The organism is Bacteroidales bacterium (assembly GCA_023228145.1).
Lineage (GTDB): Bacteria > Bacteroidota > Bacteroidia > Bacteroidales > CAIWKO01 > CAIWKO01.
Genome location: JALOBU010000025.1, coordinates 1 through 18,197, shown reverse-complemented (window position 1 = coordinate 18,197; position 18,197 = coordinate 1). Strand labels below are relative to the sequence as shown.

Sequence of the window (18,197 nt, the reverse complement as noted above, 5' to 3'; positions counted from 1 at the left end):
TATGCGTTTCAAGAAAATCATCAGTTTACTAACAGTTGCAGCTTCGGTTGTATTGTTAATGAATTCGTGCAAAAAAAACTTGTCGAATACCACTGCATGGGAATATAATAACCCGAAAAACGGCGGATTTGAAGTAGTACCTTATGAAGAACAGGAAACAGGACCTGGTTTGGTACTTATTGAAGGTGGTACTTTTGTCATGGGCCGCACAGAGCAGGATGTATTGTACGACTGGGATAATATTCCCAGAAGGATAACGGTATCATCTTTTTATATGGACCAGACTGAAATCAGAAACATTGATTATTTGGAATTTTTGTATTGGACAAAAAGGGTCTTTGGTATAGATTATCCTGAAGTTTTGCAAAAACGCCTGCCTGACACTTTGGTGTGGCGTGAAAGACTGGCATATAATGAGCCTTTGGTTGATTACTACCTTCGCCACCCATCTTATCGTGATTACCCGGTAGTTGGTGTAAGCTGGGTACAGGCTGCTGATTATTGTAATTGGAGAACCGACCGTGTAAACGAATATATTTTGATGCGTGAAGGTATTTTAAAAATGGATCCCAACCAGCAGAACGAAGAAAACTTTAATACGGATGCTTATCTGGCCGGACAATATGAAGGCATGGTGAAAAATGACCTGTATGATATGGATCCCAACGGTTCAGGAACACGTAAAGTGCGTATGGAAGACGGTATTCTTTTACCTAAATACCGTCTGCCTACGGAAGCCGAATGGGAATTTGCTGCTTTGGGACTTATTGGAAATACTATTTATGAACGTGTTATTGAACGCAGAATTTATCCATGGAACGGCCATATTTCACGTAATGATAGAACCAACAATCTTGGTGATTTTGTTGCTAACTTTAAACGCGGCCGCGGCGATAACATGGGTGTTGCCGGGAACCTGAATGATGCCGCCGATATTACAGCTCCCGTTTATGCTTACTGGCCTAATGATTATGGTTTATATTGTATGGCAGGTAATGTTTCGGAATGGGTGATGGATGTATACAGACCTTTATCTTTTGAAGATTTTTCTGACTTCAGGTCATTCAGGGGAAATGTTTACCAGACACAGGTTAAAGATGCTGATGGAGTTCTGGAGGATAAAGATAGCCTTGGAAGAATTATTATGCGCGATGTTACTGTTGAAGAAAGCAAAGATAGAAGGAACTACCGTCAGGCTGATAATAGAAATTTCATTGATGGGGATGTTACTTCAAGTTTAGTAACTACTGACGACTGGAGCAATATGGAAGATACCGAAGGCACGGTTATGTATGATTATGGATTTAATTCCATGATTAACGATAAAGCTCGTGTGTATAAAGGTGGTTCCTGGAGAGACAGGCAATATTGGCTAAGCCCGGGAAACAGAAAATATCTTGATGAAAACCTTTCCACAGATTTTATAGGTTTCAGATGTGCTATGACACGTGTGGGTAGTCCTGTTGGTAACTATTAGAAAAAATATTTTTTAATTTCAAAAAACCCCGTTTACTTTGCAAACGGGGTTTTTTTATTTATCATTTATGGAAATAGCTGAATTATACAAAATTTACCTGAAACATCCTCTGATTGTTACAGACACCAGAAAACTCTTGCCGGACTCTTTGTTTTTTGCATTAAAAGGCGAGAAATTTAATGGTAATAAGTTCGCAAAACAGGCGATGGAAAATAATGTGGCCTATGCTATTATTGATGAAGCAGAATATAAAACCGATGACAGAACCATCCTTGTTGATAATACATTGGAATGTCTTCAGCAGCTTGCAGCGTATCACCGTTCTCAGCTTTCTGTACCCGTAATAGGTATAACGGGGAGCAACGGAAAAACAACAACTAAAGAACTTATTTATGAGGTGCTGTCACATAAGTTTAAAACCTATGCTACCAAAGGAAATATGAATAACCATATCGGGGTACCTCTTTCAATACTTGAAATAAAACCGGAACATGAAATAGCCATTATTGAAATGGGGGCCAATCATCCGGGTGAAATACAGAATTTGTGTAGTATTTCACAACCCGACTATGGTATTATTACCAATGTTGGGAAAGCCCATCTTGAAGGCTTCGGTTCTTTTGAAAACGTCATAAAGGCAAAAACAGAGCTGTACAGGGATGTTGAGCAACGCAACGGGATGGTATTCATAAATAATAATAATAATACTCTTAAGCTGAATGCCCAGAATCTGAAGCAATTTACTTACGGAACAAATTCAAGTGCAGATATATATGTTACTTTTTTGCAGGCCAATCCTTACGTGAAGCTTTACTGGGAAAACAAAAAAATTATTATTCAATCACAGCTGATTGGGAAATATAATTTTGAAAATATACTCAGCGCTATTGCCATAGGCGAATATTTTAATGTGGATAGCGAACTCATTAAAAAAGCAATTGAGGAGTATTATCCGAAGAATGCCCGTTCAGAGTTTATCCACAAGGAAAGCAACACTATTATTTTGGATGCATACAATGCAAATCCGACCAGCATGATGGCGGCATTAGAAAATTTTAACCTGATGCAATCGGTTCATAAAGTGGTAATGCTTGGTGACATGCTTGAACTCGGCAAATATGAAGAAAGTGAACATGAAAAAATACTGGAGTTTCTGGTGGCTAATGATTATAAAAAGGTTTTTCTTGTAGGCTCCATTTTTTCATCTGTGAATATGTTCAGTAGGTTCCTAACTTTTAAAAACTCAATAGCATTGAGGGAATATTTGAAAAAAAATCCTGTGACAGGAGCGCTTATACTTGTTAAAGGTTCCAGAGGAACGCAGATGGAACATGTACTTGAAGCTTTATAATGATTCAAAAAAAAATATACCGTGTAATTGGTCTGATGTCGGGGACATCATTAGACGGTATTGACATAGCGTATTGCACTTTTTATTTACATAGAAATAAATGGAATTATGAAATTATAAAGGCAATAACTCATAAATACCCTATTGCATGGGAAACACGTTTATTAAATGCTCCGAGGCTTTCTGCACAGGAATTGTCATTGCTGAATAAGGATTATGGGCTTTACACAGGTAACATTATTGCAAAATTTATCATCGAAAATAATATTACGCCCGATTTTATTGCTTCCCATGGACATACTGTTTTTCATCAGCCGGAGAAAAGTTTGACGGTTCAGATAGGTAGCGGGGCGGCAATCTCTGCCGCAACAGGCTTGCCTGTCGTTTGCGATTTCAGGACAATTGATGTGTCTTTGGGCGGCCAGGGAGCTCCCTTGGTGCCAATTGGCGATGCCTTGTTATTTAAGGATTATGATATTTGCCTGAATATCGGTGGCTTTTCTAATGTTTCATACATATATAATAATAAAAGAATCTCTTTTGACATTTGCCCGACAAATATTGTTTTGAATCATTTTGCCAAATTAACAGGAAAAGAATATGACCGTAATGGCCGTATGGCGCAAAAAGGGAAGCTCAATACTTTTTTATTAAAGGATCTCAATAATCTGGATTTCTATAAAATGAAACCACCGAAGTCGCTGGGAAGAGAATGGGTGGAAACTAAATTTCTTAAATTAGTGTCAAAATATAAAATTCCTGTTGAGGATATCTTATGTACTCTTTGTGAACATATTACAACACAAATTTCAAATGTTTTAAATAAAGCAAGAGGAAAAAATGTTTTGGTTACAGGCGGTGGAGCATACAATACATACCTTATTACCCTGTTACAAAAGCAGTCTATCCCCTTCATTTGTCTGCCTACGGACGAAGTAATTAATTATAAAGAAGCTCTTGTTTTTGCATTTCTTGGGGTGCTGAGATGGCGCATGGAGAATAATTGCCTGAAAAGTGTTACAGGCGCTTCGCATGATAATTGCGGCGGAGCAATTTATTATTCAAGTAGGCTTAATGGTGGCCAATAAAAAATTATACATTAATTATATTAGGTTAACATAGGATTTTGAAAAAATATTTTATGTTACAAGAATAAAATGGTGTAATGTTGTTATATATTTGCCGTTTCAATTATTTTAATGGAAAATAACAGGAAAATTCCGGCCAAAACTTCTCTTCTGAGTGTCATCATGACACTGGGCATTGTATATGGCGATATTGGCACTTCGCCCTTGTATGTGATGCGTGCTATCATAGGAAATGCCGGTACTATTGACGTGAATTTTATTCTCGGAGCGCTTTCCTGCGTTATATGGACGCTTACGATGCTCACAACTATTAAATATGTTATTATTGCATTGCGGGCTGACAATAAAGGTGAGGGTGGAATTTTTTCGCTTTTTGCCCTGATAAGAAAAAAAGCTCCATGGATATATGTTTTTGCAATTATCGGTGGCGCCACCGAGTTGGCTGATGGTGTTATCACTCCGTCTATCACAGTGATATCTGCAACAGAAGGCTTGCTTCTGATAGGGAAAAATATACCTGTGCTTCCTATCGCTTTATTAATTATCCTCGCACTTTTCAGTTTGCAGAAATTTGGCACCAAAGTCGTTGGCAGCTCTTTTGGACCAATAATGTTTTTATGGTTTGCTATGCTGGGCATAGTCGGCATGTTTTATATTCTTCAAGCGCCTTTGGTGTTTAAAGCTTTCAACCCTTACTATGCATTTAAGTTTCTTACAGCTTACCCCGGCGGCTTTGTATTGCTGGGAGCCATATTTCTTGCGACAACGGGTGCAGAAGCATTATATTCTGACCTTGGTCATTGCGGCAGAAAGAATATCAGAATAAGCTGGGTATATGTAAAAACAATGCTAATAACTAATTATTTAGGCCAGGGTGCATGGCTTATAATAAATATGAATAGCATCAACAATGAAACTAATCCCTTTTTTGGGATGATGCCGGGATGGTTCCTTATCCCTGCCATTATTATTGCAACACTGGCAGCTATTATTGCCAGCCAGGCGCTGATAAGCGGGGCATATACGCTGATTTCAGTAGCTATGTCGCTGAACTTGTGGCCCCGGCTTAGAATTAGTTACCCGACAAATATTAAAGGACAAATGTACATTAGCTCAGTGAACTGGGCTTTATGTATTGCATGCCTGTTCGTAATGGTATTTTTTAAGGAATCTAAGAATATAGAGGCTGCTTACGGACTTTCTATTACGATTACCATGTTAATGACAACAGTTCTGCTTTCCTATTATTTATATAAAATTAAAAACCTGAATATAATACTGGTTGTATTTTTTATGATGATATTCCTGACCATAGAAGTTAGCTTTCTTGTTGCTAACTTACACAAGTTTGTCAATGGCGGGTGGTTTACAATATTACTGGGGGGCATACTCTTCTCCATAATGTATATCTGGAAAAAAGGACGAAGCATGAAAAACCGTTTTATTGAATTTATCCGCATTAATCCTTATTCTAATATTTTGAAAGATTTAAAGAAAGACCTGTCAATACCCAAATATGCAACCAACCTTGTATATATTACCAGAGCCAGCAGTCCTCACGAAGTAGAATCCAAAATTATTTTTTCAATTATAAATAAACAGCCGAAAAGAGCCGACCTGTATTGGCTTATACATATTGATATTGTTGACGATCCTAACACCAAGGAATATAAAGTTACTACCATTATCCCTGATACCCTCATCCGGATTGATTTTCTACTGGGATTCCGTGTGCAGCCAAGGATTAACCTTTACTTTAAGCAGGTTGTTGATGAAATGATACGAAATAATGAAGTAGATTTAATTTCAAAATATCCTTCACTACAGAAACATCGTATCATGAGTGATTTTCGTTTTGTTATCATTGACCGTATTCAGAACTATGATTTTGATTTTCCCCCTTTTGAGCAGTTTATTATGGACCTTTATACATACTTGAAGCGTATTGGTACTACGGAAATGAAAGCTTATGGTCTTGACACAAGTAATATTACTATTGAAAAAGTCCCACTCTCAATACCCAAGAGCCCAAAGCATGATTTAAAACGTATTTATGGAAATGGAGAAAATACTAAGAGTTTATAAAGCCTTTTTATATTTATATTCAGTTTTAAAAATTATGTCTAAAAAAGCTTCAATCATCAGCAAAACTATAATGTTTTTGATTATACTGTGTTTCACAGTATATCTCCCATTTTACACATCTGTTGCACAAATAACAGACATTTCCCTTAAAGAAAAACTTGAAGCCATAAAAGGTGTTGTTGAGGTTAAAACCATGAGTTACAAGGCTCCTTTCAAAGAAAAATATCTGGTACGAATAAAACAGTGGATTGACCCGAAGGACACTGTTTTGGGTTCTTTTATTCAAAGAGTGTTTGTTTCACATTACTCGTATGATGCTCCGGTAGTTCTTGTAACAGAAGGTTATTCCGGAAGTTATGCCGAAAGGGCAGAATATACGGATGAGCTTGCCGCACTTTTTAACACGAATCAAATATTGGTTGAACATCGCTATTTCGGGCAGTCGGTTCCTGAAAATATGGATTGGAATTATTTAACTGCTGCAAATGCTGCCTCGGATCATCATAATGTCGTTACCCTTTTAAAATCCATTTACACCAAAAAATGGATAAACACCGGCATCAGCAAAGGAGGGCAGACAGCGCTTATTCACCGCGCACTTTATCCTGATGATGTTGACATCAGTGTGTGTTACGTTGGGCCTTTGTGTTTCAGTTTGGAAGACGGGCGCCACGAGCCTTTTATTAGCTGTAAAGTGGCAAGCGAGCCCGAAAGGCAAAAAGTTCATGATTTTCAGCTTGAGGTGTTGAAACGAAGAAAAAAAATGATGCCGATGTTTGAACAGTATTGTGCGAAAGAAAAGTATACTTTCAGACTTCCCTTGAATGAAATATTTGATTATTGTGTGCTGGAGTTTTCTTTTTCATTCTGGCAATGGGGCTGGGCACCTGCTTCCATACCCTCATCTAAAGCTTCCGATACGGATATGTTCAATTACCTTATGCGGGTATGTTCCCCCGATTATTTTGCCAACGAAGGCATAGCTCCTACGCTGGCTTTTTTTGTTCAGGCAGCTAAGGAATTAGGTTACTATGGTTACGAAACAGAACCTTTTGCAAAATACCTGAAAATAAAAACCGCCAAAGGATACTTAGAAAAGATATTTCTTCCCGAGGGTCTTACTTTTACATTTGACAGCACACTTTCTCAGTATTGTCAAAAATTTTTAAATGAGAATGATCCTCAAATGATTTTTATTTACGGGGAATACGACCCATGGTCGGCTGCTGCTGTTAATTTCGGGGATAAAAAAAATATGCTTAAGGCCGTATGCCCTGCTGAGAGCCATCGTGCCCGCATACGCTCTTTCCCAAAAGAAACACAACAGCAAATAATTGAAAAAATCAAAGCCTGGCTTAAGTAAATTGCATTATTTTTCTGATAATATCAATTGCTTTTATCCGTTTATATATTAACAACAACGTGTTAACAAATAAACTTTTACAAATACAGCGATAAAAGGCATTACATATAACTTTACATGATTTAAAAACATAATATTTATGCTGGGAATTTTATTGCAAATTACTCAATCAGGGACTGTGACCGATACAACTTCACAGCTTATACAGCAAGTTACTCAAACGGTGCCTACTTCCGAAACGCTATCGTTATGGGAACTAACTATGAAAGGCGGCTGGATCATGATACCAATAGCTGTATTGTCTATTCTTGCTATATATATTTTTATTGAACGTTTTATTGCAACCCAGAGAGCTGCAAAAGAAGATTCAGGTTTTATGAATAATATCAAGGATTTTATCCATCAGGGAAAACTGGATGCTGCACTTTCGTTATCTAAAAATACCGATACCCCTATCGCCCGAATGATACATAAGGGTTTGCTTCGTTTGGGGAAACCACTAAGCGATATTAATGCTGCCATTGAAAATGTAGGAAAACTTGAAATTGCAAAATTGGAGAAGAAAGTGGCTATATTGGCAACAGCAGCAGGCGGAGCTCCTATGCTTGGTTTTCTTGGCACCGTTACCGGAATGGTGCGAGCTTTTTATAACATCTCGAAAGCAGGTAATAATATTGAAATAGCAACTCTTTCTGGTGGCATTTATGAAGCTATGATAACCACGGTTGCCGGTTTAATAGTCGGAATTATTGCATATTTCTGTTACAATATCATAGTTTCCCGGATACAAAAAGTAGTAAATATGCTTGAGTCGCGTGCCTCTGAGTTTATGGATCTCCTTAACGAACCTGCATCTTAAATTTGAAGTCATGGCAATACAAATGAGAAATAAACGCAGCGTAGAGTTCAGTATGGCCTCCATGTCTGATCTGGTATTTTTACTGCTTATCTTTTTCATGCTGACTTCTACATTGGTCAGTCCGAATGCAATTAAGTTACTTCTTCCAAACAGCAACAGTAAAACCATTGCAAAGCAAACCACCACTGTCTATATCAATGATAAGTTTGAATATTTTCTGGAAGATCAGCCTGTTGCCGAAGCTGTATTGATGCAGTCTATCAAGGGAAAACTTGGTTCACAGACTGATGCAACCATTGTGCTTCGAACCGACAGAACAGTTCCTGTGCAATATGTGGTTAATGTAATTGAAGCCGTCAATCAGATTAATGATTTGTATAAATCAAAGCATAAGGTGATACTGGCAACACAACCCAAAAAATAATTTTTCGTATAAGCAGATAAACGCAATAAAGCCATGAAACTGACAAAAAATGATATCAAGGGAATAGCAGGAACCTTGTTGTTTCATGCAGTGGTTTTATTATGTTTTATTTTTTTCGGCTTTTCTACCCCTTTGCCACTTCCAGAGGAAGAAGGCGTTGAGGTGAATTTGGGTTATAGTGATGATGGCACCGGAGATATAGAACCTGTAAATCCTTTTTCGCAAAATGCTGCCAATAATAATAACAGCAGCAATGAAAATGAAAACATCACTCAAAACACGGAAGAAAGTGTTAACCTCAATAAAAACAAAACAGAAAACAATACAACTCAAAGTGAAGAGCCTCAGGTGAACAAAAATGCTTTGTATCCCGGCAAAAAAAACAATGACGGAGGTTCTCAGGGAATAACCGGGAACCCGGGAAACCAGGGTAACCCCAACGGAAACCCCAACTCAGATAACTATAATGGCAACAGCCCGTCGGGTGATGGCATATCTTTTAAACTGGGCGACCGCAAATCAAAATCGTTGCCAAAACCAAATTATAATTCCAAAGATGAAGGAGTGGTTGTGGTAACTATATGGGTTGATAAAAACGGCAACGTTACAAAAGCACAGGCAGGGGCAAGGGGCACCACAACAACCAGCCTTTACCTGCGTAAAATTGCCGAAGATGCGGCACGCAAATCCAAATTTGATGCAAAAGCCAATGCCCCTGAAGAGCAGCAGGGTACGATAACTTATAATTTTATAAACCTCAATTAAATTTCTTTCATAAAATATCATCGCTGTTTCTTCCGGTAATGATTGCCATCCACTTTATTACCTTATTTTTGTTTTTATTAATGATGCTATTGTATTTTTTGAATTAAAAAAAATCAAAATGCCAAAAACAGCTCTAATCACTGGTGCATCAAGCGGCATAGGCCTTGAACTGGCGCGTATTCATGCTTCCAAAGGGGATAACCTTGTAATTGTTGCACGCAACAAAACCAAACTTGATGAATTGAAAACAGAACTGGAATCACAATATAAAATATCAGTTTATACCCTTGGCAGGGATTTATCAATGGCTGATTCTGCCAAAGAAGTTTACGAAGAAATAAAAAAGCAAAATATCAAGGTGTATTATCTTATTAACAATGCAGGGTATGGTAATTACGGTTATTTCACAGAAACCTCATGGAAGAAAGAAGCCGACATGATACAACTTAACATTACCACACTGACACAGCTTACGAAGTTATTTTTACCCGACATGATAAAAAACGGGGGTGGGAAAATTCTTAATCTGGCTTCCACAGCTTCTTTTCAGCCGGGGCCGCTGATGGCCGTTTATTTTGCTACAAAAGCTTATGTGTTGAGTTTTTCTCAGGCCTTAAACAATGAAGTTAAACCACAAGGTGTTACGGTTACTGCCTTATGTCCGGGGTTGACGGAGAGCAATTTTGTGAACGCCGCATCCATGCACAATAGCCGTATGGCAAACAGGAAACTTCCCTCTGCCGATGAAGTAGCCCTATATGGTTATCATGCCATGATGAAAGGCAAAGCTGTGGCCATACACGGATTTTTAAACCGTCTGATGGCGCATACTTCGCGCATGGCTCCTATGAATCTGGCAGTAAAGATTACAAAAAAGCTTCTTGAGAAAAAATAAATTAAGTTTAATTCATTGCAGGGTCGGAGTTGCCCTTTTTTTCTTAGGAAAATAGATGCATGCCCCCACTGCATTATGGTATGAAAAAAGAAATTTTTTTTTTCGATATTTGTATATCAGAGGGTGAATAACTATAATTCCTTACCTTTGTTGAAAAATTTGATAATACCAATCACCTGATAATATTGCTGTACATTCATCATTCTTCATTTAACATTCTACATTAAAAATTGTTATGTCCGGTTCCAACTTTGTTGATTATATAAAAATTCACTGTCGTTCGGGCAAGGGTGGCGCCGGCTCAGCACATTTACGTAGAGAAAAATTCAAACCCAAGGGTGGCCCCGATGGTGGCGACGGCGGCAGGGGAGGGCATATTATCCTGAAAGGCAATGCACACCTGTGGACGCTTTTGCATCTGCGTTATACGCGCCATGTTATTGCAGGTGACGGTGAAGGCGGAGGCAGTAATCAGTGTTTCGGAGCTTACGGTAAGGATACTGTTATAGAAGTTCCTCTGGGTACTGTTGCCCGTGATGCCGAGACAGGCAATATTGATTTTGAAATTACCTACGACGGAGAAACCCATATATTGCTGGAAGGCGGCAGGGGAGGATTGGGGAATGTTCATTTTAAGTCGGCTACTTTTCAAACTCCGCGTTTCGCCCAGCCTGGTGAATCGGGACAGGAAAAAGACAAGATACTTGAACTAAAACTGTTGGCAGACGTGGGATTGGTGGGATTTCCAAATGCTGGGAAATCAACACTGCTTTCGGTGGTTTCGGCAGCCAAACCCAAGATTGCGGATTATCCTTTTACAACACTGGTTCCTAATCTCGGCATTGTAGGTTACAAAGACAACAGGTCGTTTGTTATGGCCGACATTCCGGGGATTATTGAGGGGGCACACCTCGGAAAAGGGATAGGGCTGAGGTTCCTGAGGCATATCGAGCGTAACTCGGTTTTACTTTTCATGGTTCCTGCCGACAGCGATAGCATTAAAAAAGAATACAACATCCTGCTAAACGAACTAAAGCAATACAACCCGGAATTATTGCATAAATCCAGACTACTGGCAGTTACAAAATGCGACCTGATTGACGAAACCCGCAGAAAACAATTGGCAAAAAAACTTCCTGATGTACCTGCTGTTTTTATTTCTGCTGTTGCTATGAGCGGGATAACCGAAATGAAGGATTTGTTATGGAAATATCTGAACTCATAAGTTTACTACCATCATGCTAGAGAAACTGATTGCATTTGATAAAGAATTATTATTGTTTCTTAATGGATATCACCATCCTTTCCTGGATTTTATTTTCTGGTATGCTACCAATGCATGGACATGGCTCCCGGTATATTTCATTTTGATTTTTCTGTCTATAAAGCTATATCGCCGGCAAGCAATTTTTATAGTACTTTTTGCTGCAATATGTATTGCATGCACCGATCTGGCTTCGGTAAATTTTTTTAAGGAAGTGTTTCAGCGCTATCGCCCCACTCATAACCTTGAGATACGGGAACAGGTTCACATACTGCATGATTACCGGGGTGGCTTATACGGTTTTGTCTCGTCGCATGCAGCAAACTTTTTTGGATTAGCAACATTTTTATCCGTAGTTTTTTATCGGAAAGTACGCCATTTTATTCCTTTGATTTTTTTATGGGTGGGCATCATAGCATACAGCCGCATATATCTGGGCGTACATTACCCTGCCGATATTTTTTTTGGAGCACTTTTAGGTATTATTATAGGGTTGCTTATAGGCTTTGCCTTCAGATTGGTTTCGGAAAAGTTACTGAAAAGAACTGCATTTTTTAGGTTGAAAAATTAGATGGTAGAAAAGCTACCTTTGCTTGTCGGAAGGAAAAGAAAGATAAACCCGAAAATGATAATATGAACCTAAACTGTTTTGATAAATCTGTCCAACATATAGGGGGTTAAGACATAATAAAGAATCACTACCTGTCAAAATACACAGCCCCGCCACTGAAAGCAGATGCCTGTTATGCACTGGCAATATTCATTCTCTCACTTTTTTTATAATGTCCTGAATCTCCGATTCATCCGGAATTTCCATATTCGTCACGTAATAATGTTCAAACACAAAGTCTCCAAATTCATTACATTTCTTTATGCCAGACTCTATGAATGTTCCAACAGCAACATCCATAGGCACTAAAACTGTCAGCCCGACAAACGTGTCCGACAAGTCCAATGTTTCTACAATACAATTTAAATCTTTGGCTGCAAGGGTGAATTCTCCTTTTATGATGTTCATCTGTGTCGTACTAAAGGGACTGTCTGATGAAGGCAGAACAAAGAAATAATACCGTAATTTGTCTTGAAGTCCACCAAGTCCGGTTGAGATAAAGCCGGTACTTTGATCAGTCAGAGAGCTTTCAAGGAACATTTTACACTCTTGCAAAGCCAATGTAGTCCACTGTTTTAATTCTTTGTCAGGTTGCTTATTATATTTTTCAATCTGTCGGAATGAAGAAATTGTCCCAAGATGCGCTAAAAGGGTCAAAGCTTTTTTCTTGACTTCTATACTAGCCCTGTTGTCAAGGAGGATGTTGCCTAGCTTAATGGTTTCTGTTTCGGTCAATTCGCCATAATCAAATGAATGGGAGTAGTCAAGGTATTCCTTTTGTGTTTGAAGATCAATCCCTTCTTTTAAGATGTCGAATGTGTCAGGAAGATTTTCTAAAAATTCTTTTATATCATCAAGTTTGTCAGTCATTGTCTACTGTAATTTTTGCTTGTGCATAACGAGCCAGTGGCTGCTTTTCGCCCCGCAATTTATAAACTTTTCTTGTCCAAGTACACATTATTTTTAAACATTTCCCAAACTGTCATGTTTGCCTTTCCTGCGGGGTGAAAGCAGACACAAGTTATAGTTAGTACCGGTTTATTAAACTCTGTGAATTAAATTTAACTCCGAAAGTTCTCTGCCAATTTGATGGATTCCATGTAAGATTTTTTCAGTCTGTTGTCCAGAAGGTTTTTTACGTCCTTGCACGTACTGAGATAATAATGTTGGATTCATGCCAATTTTTTCAGCAAGAAATTTGGAATTAATGACTTTATAAAATTGAAAAAACTGTTTGAAATCAACCTCGAAATTGATATTGTCAGGAGTTACTTTGACTTTTTGTTCTTCAAAATATAACGTCGTAGCCTCATAAGTGTTATTTATTAAATCTGCAATAGTTTTTCCAGTTGTAAAAATGGGGTAATCCTTTGCATATGCTGAAAAACCAGTCTTGGTTTTTTCTATTATCATGTCAATTTTTTTCTTTGTTGTTTTCATGGTTGCTAGTTTTATTTTGTTATTTAATTCCGGCATCTTTAAATATTTTCTTTTCAAGTCCTTTGCCGAGTTCTTGGCTACTATGGTTAGGAAACACAATAGTACCAGGTTTGGTCGTGTGTTTCATTTTAATATGTGATCCCTTCTGTGTCGTGGGATACCATCCGTCTTTTAGCAAGATTCGGTAAATTTCTGAGCACTTCATTTAAAGTCAGAGTTAAATTAATACCACAAAGGTAAATAATAATTTACCTATATGCAAATTTTATTATAATTTTTTTGAAAGACTTCAAAGGTATTAGCTATAACGAACCGCTGTGGCAAGTCGGCGGCGGTGAAAGAAGTACTTTCCTGTCCACCAAACCGACCGCTAAATAAAAGAACTGCACTGTCCCGAAACCCGCACCCGCCGCTGCTTGCCGACACAAAGTTACCGCCTGGCAGGTTTTAATTTATTGTTTTTGTTTCGTGTCAGTCAAAGATATGCATTTATTTCTTGTAATATGCCTTGTCAATATGAATAATCTGATCGTCGGAATTTCAGTTGTGATGTGTCGAATGAGAAAGTGTCGGCCACCTATTAAAAAGATGCATGATCGAATTAATTTGTGTCGTGTCGGAACCAAAGAACGTCATGCAGGAATTAAGGATTGTCACGGCTACATGAAACATGTGCGCATGAAAATCAATAATATGCCCTTTTAAATCAATATTGTGTGCATGAAAATCAATATTGTGCATCCTAAAATCAAAAAAGTGCATGATAAAAAGAAACATGTGCGCATAAAAAGTAATATGTGCCCCTTTTGTATTCCTGTGCAAGTACTGATTATTAATGTTTTAAGGATTTGGGGGTGGGGGATTGTCGTTTCCTGTCTTTTTCTTCTTATGACTCGGATTCTTGCGGGGGAGGGTAAACTTTATGCTGGTGATTGATTTGGCTTCGGGGGTTCGAGGTCCGAAATGCCCACGGACATATTTCTTTACTTTCTTGGCTGTGTCGACTACGCCGGTGTCAGGATCATATAAAAGATGGTTTCTTGCTATTCTGTCGTTCATGACCGGGGCAAGCTGGGCGAATAAATCGGAATTTGCGGCTATTAATTGATCTTTATAGGATTCAAGTGAGGTTGCTTTCAGGTCATTTTCATTAGGCGTGTACTTAGGTTCGGCTTTGAGAAGGAAAACAAGTTTTTCAAAGTTGTCGGCACGCATGACAAAGCTTTGATGGCTGTTGCTGATGTGGTCAAGATCTGGGGTTCCGTCCTTTTTCGTTCTCGGATTAAGGTTCGTACCCCGAATGACATCGGCAAGGGCTTTTGCATCACGAATGAATGGTTTGCTCGCCTCGGTGCTTTGCAACACGTTTATGACATGTGTGATCAACAGATTCAAGGGCTGGTACAGTAAATCATGATTGTTGATCTTGGTACGTGAAACTTCCAATCCGTCCAGATAATTCTTCTGACAAAGGCGAACAGCATCATATTGCGAGGTCATGTTCACTATTGTCAAAGCGGTATTGCTCGGGTCGTATTCTGTGCCAAAGGCAGTGCAACGATCAATCATTACTTTGAAGTTCTCAATATTGACGGCGTGGCCGGTTTCGGAAATTGAGGGCATAGGATTAAGGGTTTTAAAATTTGATTAATACAAATATAACTAATATTTGAAATCCTGTGGCTAATGGTAAAGCTTGCGCCTTTTGAAAATCTTTTTGAAGTCTTTTTTGAAATTATGTTTTGGTTTTGTTAGCTTTTATTCTTTTAGGTCGGGAATTGCGGGATTGAGAATCAATTTGTTATTGTTTGACCCGCATATTAAAAATTTAATAACTTTACTGTGTATTAATGGTCAGAGTGACGAAGCTTTTGTACTGTTATTTTGATAATGAAAATATTATAAAAATGAATACCTGCGCCTTTTATAAATCAATTGTCATATTTATCGTACTGTTATTCATTTGGAAGGTCAATGTTTCATTTTGTCAAAATGAAGGCGGAGAGTCGAAAATACCTAATAGTGTTATTAGCGATTATCTTAATGAATTAAAACAAGATAGTATTGCACAAAGCATTTCATATTTACAATCATTCAAAACCCGTTTTTCTCTAACCCAAAACAGAAAGCAAATTGCCGAGTGGATTGCTCAAAAATTTAATTCGTACGGATATGATGCAAAACTTGATTCATTTAAAGTAATTGCTGATGCTCCATATTATGAAATATGGCTATACAATGTAGTCGCCGATTACCCCGGCGTTATATGGCCAGATGATATTCTTATTTTAGGAGCACATTACGATAGCAAAACCCAGTCTAATGATACTGCTTCTGCACCCGGGGCAGATAATAATGCTTCGGGAGTAGCAGCAATGCTAGAAATAGCACGTGTTTTTAAATTGAAAATGCTTAATCCAAATCGTACAATCAGATTTATTGCATTTACGATGAGTGAAAACCCAATTATTCACCCTAATACAATTTGCGGCAGTTGCGAATATGCTCATATGGCGGATTCATTGAATTATAATATTAAATTTATGTTTGAATGTGCTGAAATTGCTTACAATCCGCCTGATACCAGTTATTCTTATTATTTGTGGCAATATAGTTACTGGTTAAAGAACTTTGTAAAATTCGTTGCACACCAATTTGTGCCAGACTTAAACATTTCCAGTAATTATCGAAATAGAGAAAAAGATAGCTGGTATTTTTATAAACATGGATTTCCCTCGATTACGTTAAATGAAGGGATACCATCTCCTTATTACAACACATTCGGAGATACAATAAGCAATTGTAATATGGAGTATTGCCTTGAAATGACTAAGCTTACCTGTGCCGTATTCTTATATGCTCAAGATACAGTTCTCGGAGTTGATGATTATTGGGTTAGTAATGAATTGGATGTTTATCCAAATCCGACATCGGGCAGGATAACAGTAAAATGCGGAAATCAATGTAAAAGTTTGACTCTTGGAATTTATGATTGTTTTGGGAGGAAGTGCAAGGAAATTATATTAGAGCCAGCGACATCAACTACATTTGATATTTCAAATTTGGCAGAAGGAATCTATTACTGCAAAACAGAGGGCGCAGCGATCAACTATAGAAGTAAATTAGTTTTATGCAAATGAATAAGAATGTAAAGTACTTTTTTGTTATTTTTTTCTGCTTCATCGCATTTCATGTAAATGCTCAGAATGATCAAAGGACTATTAAAAGTTTTGATCCTTTCATTCAAAGTTGTCTTGCCGATGTAAATTCTGATAGTTTATATTCATATACTCTGTCTCTTCAATCCTTCGGAACAAGATATTGCCTTGCTGATAATCGGAAGAGTGTTGCATTATGGTTGGCTGCAAAGTTGGAATCATTTGGATATAATACAATCATTGATTCGTTCCCATGTACGTTTGAAATTCACATTAATGATGGAGGCGGTACATTTCATGTTGTTTTGACACAATATAATGTTATAGGCACCTTATGGGGTACTCAAAACCCTGCCGCGACATATATTTTAGGGGCACATTATGATTCATTTGCAGGTTGGGATTCAATAACCAATCCTTTGATATCTGCTCCCGGTGCTGATGATAATGCGACTGGAGTCGCTGCGTTTCTTGAAATTTCCAGAATTTTAAAAGCTCGTAATTATTGTCCAAAATATTCAATAGAATTTATTGGTTTTGCTGCAGAGGAACTTATGGGATCAAGTTATAGTGGATCGAAGCATTATGCCCATTTATGCGATTCACTTAATAAGGATATAAAAATGATGATAAATGCTGATATGCTTGGATATCCTGGCGATACTACTAATACTGTGAACATAATGGGGTATATTGGTCATGAATGGATTAGCGCTCTTGCAGATACTTTAAGACTTCAATATTGCAGTATCAACTCTCAGATATATAATGATCAGAAGGTTTGGGATGCATATCCATTTTGGGCTGATTCATTCCCTGCAATAGGATTTATTGAAAGAAATCCTTCTTTTAATCCAAATTATCATAAAGTTACGGATATTGTAGATAATATTGATTTCGATTATTTCAGGGAAATAACTAAGTTGATATTTGCTCTTTTATTGGATCGAGTACCTTTCGATTCTGCCGCTGGCGTTAGTCCAATTGATTTAGAAAATAGTTTGACGATATACCCAAATCCTTGTAACGAATACATTTGGATTAAATATCTTGGCGAAGAACAGAAATCTCCATTAACAATTGAAATAAGAGATTTGATGAACAGAAGAGTGTTTTCGACTTTTGTTCAAGACGGAATACTTCCGATCAGGCTGACAATACCAGAGATAAAACCTTCAATATATTATATTTATTTGCTCAATAAAAACGGGGTATTGACAGGTTTAAAAAAGTTTGTTAAAATAGAATAGCATTAGAGAGTAAGCGATAAATTGTTATTTTAGGTAGGGAGAGTGTAAGCTTCCCTTTTTTTCGGGCCATTCAATCTTAGAGTTTCAAAAATACATTTTTTTCATTTAATACCATCATCGGTGTTTTATATCCCAAAGACTTGTGAGGTCTTTTGTAATTGTAGTCAT

17 protein-coding genes are annotated in these 18,197 nt (G+C 37.6%); 13 read left to right on the top strand and 4 right to left on the bottom strand.

Translation table 11 applies throughout. The features are described 5' to 3' along the window. The first annotated feature begins 1 nt into the window (after nucleotide 1). From M0R16_11035 to M0R16_10985, 11 genes are all read left to right on the top strand, one after another. The gene (locus tag M0R16_11035; protein ID MCK9613406.1) at nucleotides 2-1,477 is read left to right on the top strand and encodes an SUMF1/EgtB/PvdO family nonheme iron enzyme; all 1,476 of its coding nucleotides are present in this window, start codon (nucleotides 2-4) and stop codon (nucleotides 1,475-1,477) included. A 67-nt stretch (nucleotides 1,478-1,544) separates the two neighbouring features. Beyond that, nucleotides 1,545-2,828 (top strand): UDP-N-acetylmuramoyl-tripeptide--D-alanyl-D-alanine ligase, encoded by a 1,284-nt coding sequence (locus tag M0R16_11030; protein MCK9613405.1) that lies wholly within the window; start codon nucleotides 1,545-1,547, stop codon nucleotides 2,826-2,828. Next, nucleotides 2,828-3,916 (top strand): anhydro-N-acetylmuramic acid kinase, encoded by a 1,089-nt coding sequence (locus M0R16_11025; GenBank protein ID MCK9613404.1) that lies wholly within the window; start codon nucleotides 2,828-2,830, stop codon nucleotides 3,914-3,916. Before M0R16_11030 ends, M0R16_11025 begins: the two co-directional genes overlap by 1 nt. Nucleotides 3,917-4,027: 111 nt before the next feature. After that, nucleotides 4,028-6,001 (top strand): KUP/HAK/KT family potassium transporter, encoded by a 1,974-nt coding sequence (locus tag M0R16_11020; protein MCK9613403.1) that lies wholly within the window; start codon nucleotides 4,028-4,030, stop codon nucleotides 5,999-6,001. Nucleotides 6,002-6,035: 34 nt separating this feature from the next. Beyond that, complete coding sequence (locus tag M0R16_11015; protein ID MCK9613402.1) at nucleotides 6,036-7,364, top strand: aminopeptidase; 1,329 nt, start codon at nucleotides 6,036-6,038, stop codon at nucleotides 7,362-7,364. A 142-nt stretch (nucleotides 7,365-7,506) separates the two neighbouring features. Further along, on the top strand, nucleotides 7,507-8,223 hold the full coding sequence (locus M0R16_11010) for a MotA/TolQ/ExbB proton channel family protein (protein MCK9613401.1): 717 nt from the start codon (nucleotides 7,507-7,509) through the stop codon (nucleotides 8,221-8,223). Between the two features lie 10 nt (nucleotides 8,224-8,233). Continuing rightward, nucleotides 8,234-8,647, top strand: coding sequence for a biopolymer transporter ExbD (locus M0R16_11005; protein ID MCK9613400.1), 414 nt, complete (start codon nucleotides 8,234-8,236; stop codon nucleotides 8,645-8,647). A 33-nt stretch (nucleotides 8,648-8,680) separates the two neighbouring features. Then, nucleotides 8,681-9,412 (top strand): energy transducer TonB, encoded by a 732-nt coding sequence (locus tag M0R16_11000; protein MCK9613399.1) that lies wholly within the window; start codon nucleotides 8,681-8,683, stop codon nucleotides 9,410-9,412. Nucleotides 9,413-9,530: 118 nt separating this feature from the next. Next, nucleotides 9,531-10,307, top strand: a complete 777-nt coding sequence (locus tag M0R16_10995; protein MCK9613398.1) for an SDR family oxidoreductase — start codon at nucleotides 9,531-9,533, stop codon at nucleotides 10,305-10,307. A 235-nt stretch (nucleotides 10,308-10,542) separates the two neighbouring features. Then, nucleotides 10,543-11,532: a GTPase ObgE gene (gene obgE / locus M0R16_10990; protein MCK9613397.1), complete on the top strand. Its 990-nt coding sequence runs from the start codon at nucleotides 10,543-10,545 to the stop codon at nucleotides 11,530-11,532. 13 nt (nucleotides 11,533-11,545) lie between these two features. Then, complete coding sequence (locus tag M0R16_10985) at nucleotides 11,546-12,142, top strand: phosphatase PAP2 family protein (GenBank protein ID MCK9613396.1); 597 nt, start codon at nucleotides 11,546-11,548, stop codon at nucleotides 12,140-12,142. A gap of 189 nt (nucleotides 12,143-12,331) precedes the next feature. Here the strand turns inward: M0R16_10985 and M0R16_10980 are convergent, their stop codons facing one another. From M0R16_10980 to M0R16_10965, 4 genes are all read right to left on the bottom strand, one after another. Then, nucleotides 12,332-13,051: a hypothetical protein gene (locus tag M0R16_10980; GenBank protein MCK9613395.1), complete on the bottom strand. Its 720-nt coding sequence runs from the start codon at nucleotides 13,049-13,051 to the stop codon at nucleotides 12,332-12,334. A gap of 171 nt (nucleotides 13,052-13,222) precedes the next feature. Beyond that, nucleotides 13,223-13,621, bottom strand: coding sequence for a helix-turn-helix transcriptional regulator (locus M0R16_10975; GenBank protein ID MCK9613394.1), 399 nt, complete (start codon nucleotides 13,619-13,621; stop codon nucleotides 13,223-13,225). A gap of 19 nt (nucleotides 13,622-13,640) precedes the next feature. Continuing rightward, the gene (locus tag M0R16_10970) at nucleotides 13,641-13,826 is read right to left on the bottom strand and encodes a type II toxin-antitoxin system HicA family toxin (GenBank protein MCK9613393.1); all 186 of its coding nucleotides are present in this window, start codon (nucleotides 13,824-13,826) and stop codon (nucleotides 13,641-13,643) included. Nucleotides 13,827-14,461: 635 nt separating this feature from the next. Beyond that, the gene (locus tag M0R16_10965; protein ID MCK9613392.1) at nucleotides 14,462-15,244 is read right to left on the bottom strand and encodes a hypothetical protein; all 783 of its coding nucleotides are present in this window, start codon (nucleotides 15,242-15,244) and stop codon (nucleotides 14,462-14,464) included. A gap of 284 nt (nucleotides 15,245-15,528) precedes the next feature. Between M0R16_10965 and M0R16_10960 the strand changes: the two genes are divergently transcribed. Beyond that, nucleotides 15,529-16,761, top strand: coding sequence for a M28 family peptidase (locus tag M0R16_10960; GenBank protein MCK9613391.1), 1,233 nt, complete (start codon nucleotides 15,529-15,531; stop codon nucleotides 16,759-16,761). Next, complete coding sequence (locus M0R16_10955) at nucleotides 16,758-18,029, top strand: M20/M25/M40 family metallo-hydrolase (protein MCK9613390.1); 1,272 nt, start codon at nucleotides 16,758-16,760, stop codon at nucleotides 18,027-18,029. The genes M0R16_10960 and M0R16_10955 overlap by 4 nt, the downstream gene beginning before the upstream one ends. Nucleotides 18,030-18,197: the final 168 nt, after the last annotated feature.

Excerpts from the sequence above, each read along its gene's own strand:
- M0R16_11035 (MCK9613406.1), top strand. The coding sequence starts at position 2 with ATGCGTTTCAAGAAAATCATCAGTTTACTAACAGTTGCAGCTTCGGTT.
- M0R16_11030 (MCK9613405.1), top strand. The coding sequence starts at position 1,545 with ATGGAAATAGCTGAATTATACAAAATTTACCTGAAACATCCTCTGATT.
- M0R16_11025 (MCK9613404.1), top strand. The coding sequence starts at position 2,828 with ATGATTCAAAAAAAAATATACCGTGTAATTGGTCTGATGTCGGGGACA.
- M0R16_11020 (MCK9613403.1), top strand. The coding sequence starts at position 4,028 with ATGGAAAATAACAGGAAAATTCCGGCCAAAACTTCTCTTCTGAGTGTC.
- M0R16_11015 (MCK9613402.1), top strand. The coding sequence starts at position 6,036 with ATGTCTAAAAAAGCTTCAATCATCAGCAAAACTATAATGTTTTTGATT.
- M0R16_11005 (MCK9613400.1), top strand. The coding sequence starts at position 8,234 with ATGGCAATACAAATGAGAAATAAACGCAGCGTAGAGTTCAGTATGGCC.
- M0R16_11000 (MCK9613399.1), top strand. The coding sequence starts at position 8,681 with ATGAAACTGACAAAAAATGATATCAAGGGAATAGCAGGAACCTTGTTG.
- M0R16_10995 (MCK9613398.1), top strand. The coding sequence starts at position 9,531 with ATGCCAAAAACAGCTCTAATCACTGGTGCATCAAGCGGCATAGGCCTT.
- obgE (MCK9613397.1), top strand. The coding sequence starts at position 10,543 with ATGTCCGGTTCCAACTTTGTTGATTATATAAAAATTCACTGTCGTTCG.
- M0R16_10985 (MCK9613396.1), top strand. The coding sequence starts at position 11,546 with ATGCTAGAGAAACTGATTGCATTTGATAAAGAATTATTATTGTTTCTT.
- M0R16_10980 (MCK9613395.1), bottom strand. The coding sequence starts at position 13,051 with ATGACTGACAAACTTGATGATATAAAAGAATTTTTAGAAAATCTTCCT.
- M0R16_10975 (MCK9613394.1), bottom strand. The coding sequence starts at position 13,621 with ATGAAAACAACAAAGAAAAAAATTGACATGATAATAGAAAAAACCAAG.
- M0R16_10970 (MCK9613393.1), bottom strand. The coding sequence starts at position 13,826 with ATGAAGTGCTCAGAAATTTACCGAATCTTGCTAAAAGACGGATGGTAT.
- M0R16_10965 (MCK9613392.1), bottom strand. The coding sequence starts at position 15,244 with ATGCCCTCAATTTCCGAAACCGGCCACGCCGTCAATATTGAGAACTTC.
- M0R16_10960 (MCK9613391.1), top strand. The coding sequence starts at position 15,529 with ATGAATACCTGCGCCTTTTATAAATCAATTGTCATATTTATCGTACTG.
- M0R16_10955 (MCK9613390.1), top strand. The coding sequence starts at position 16,758 with ATGAATAAGAATGTAAAGTACTTTTTTGTTATTTTTTTCTGCTTCATC.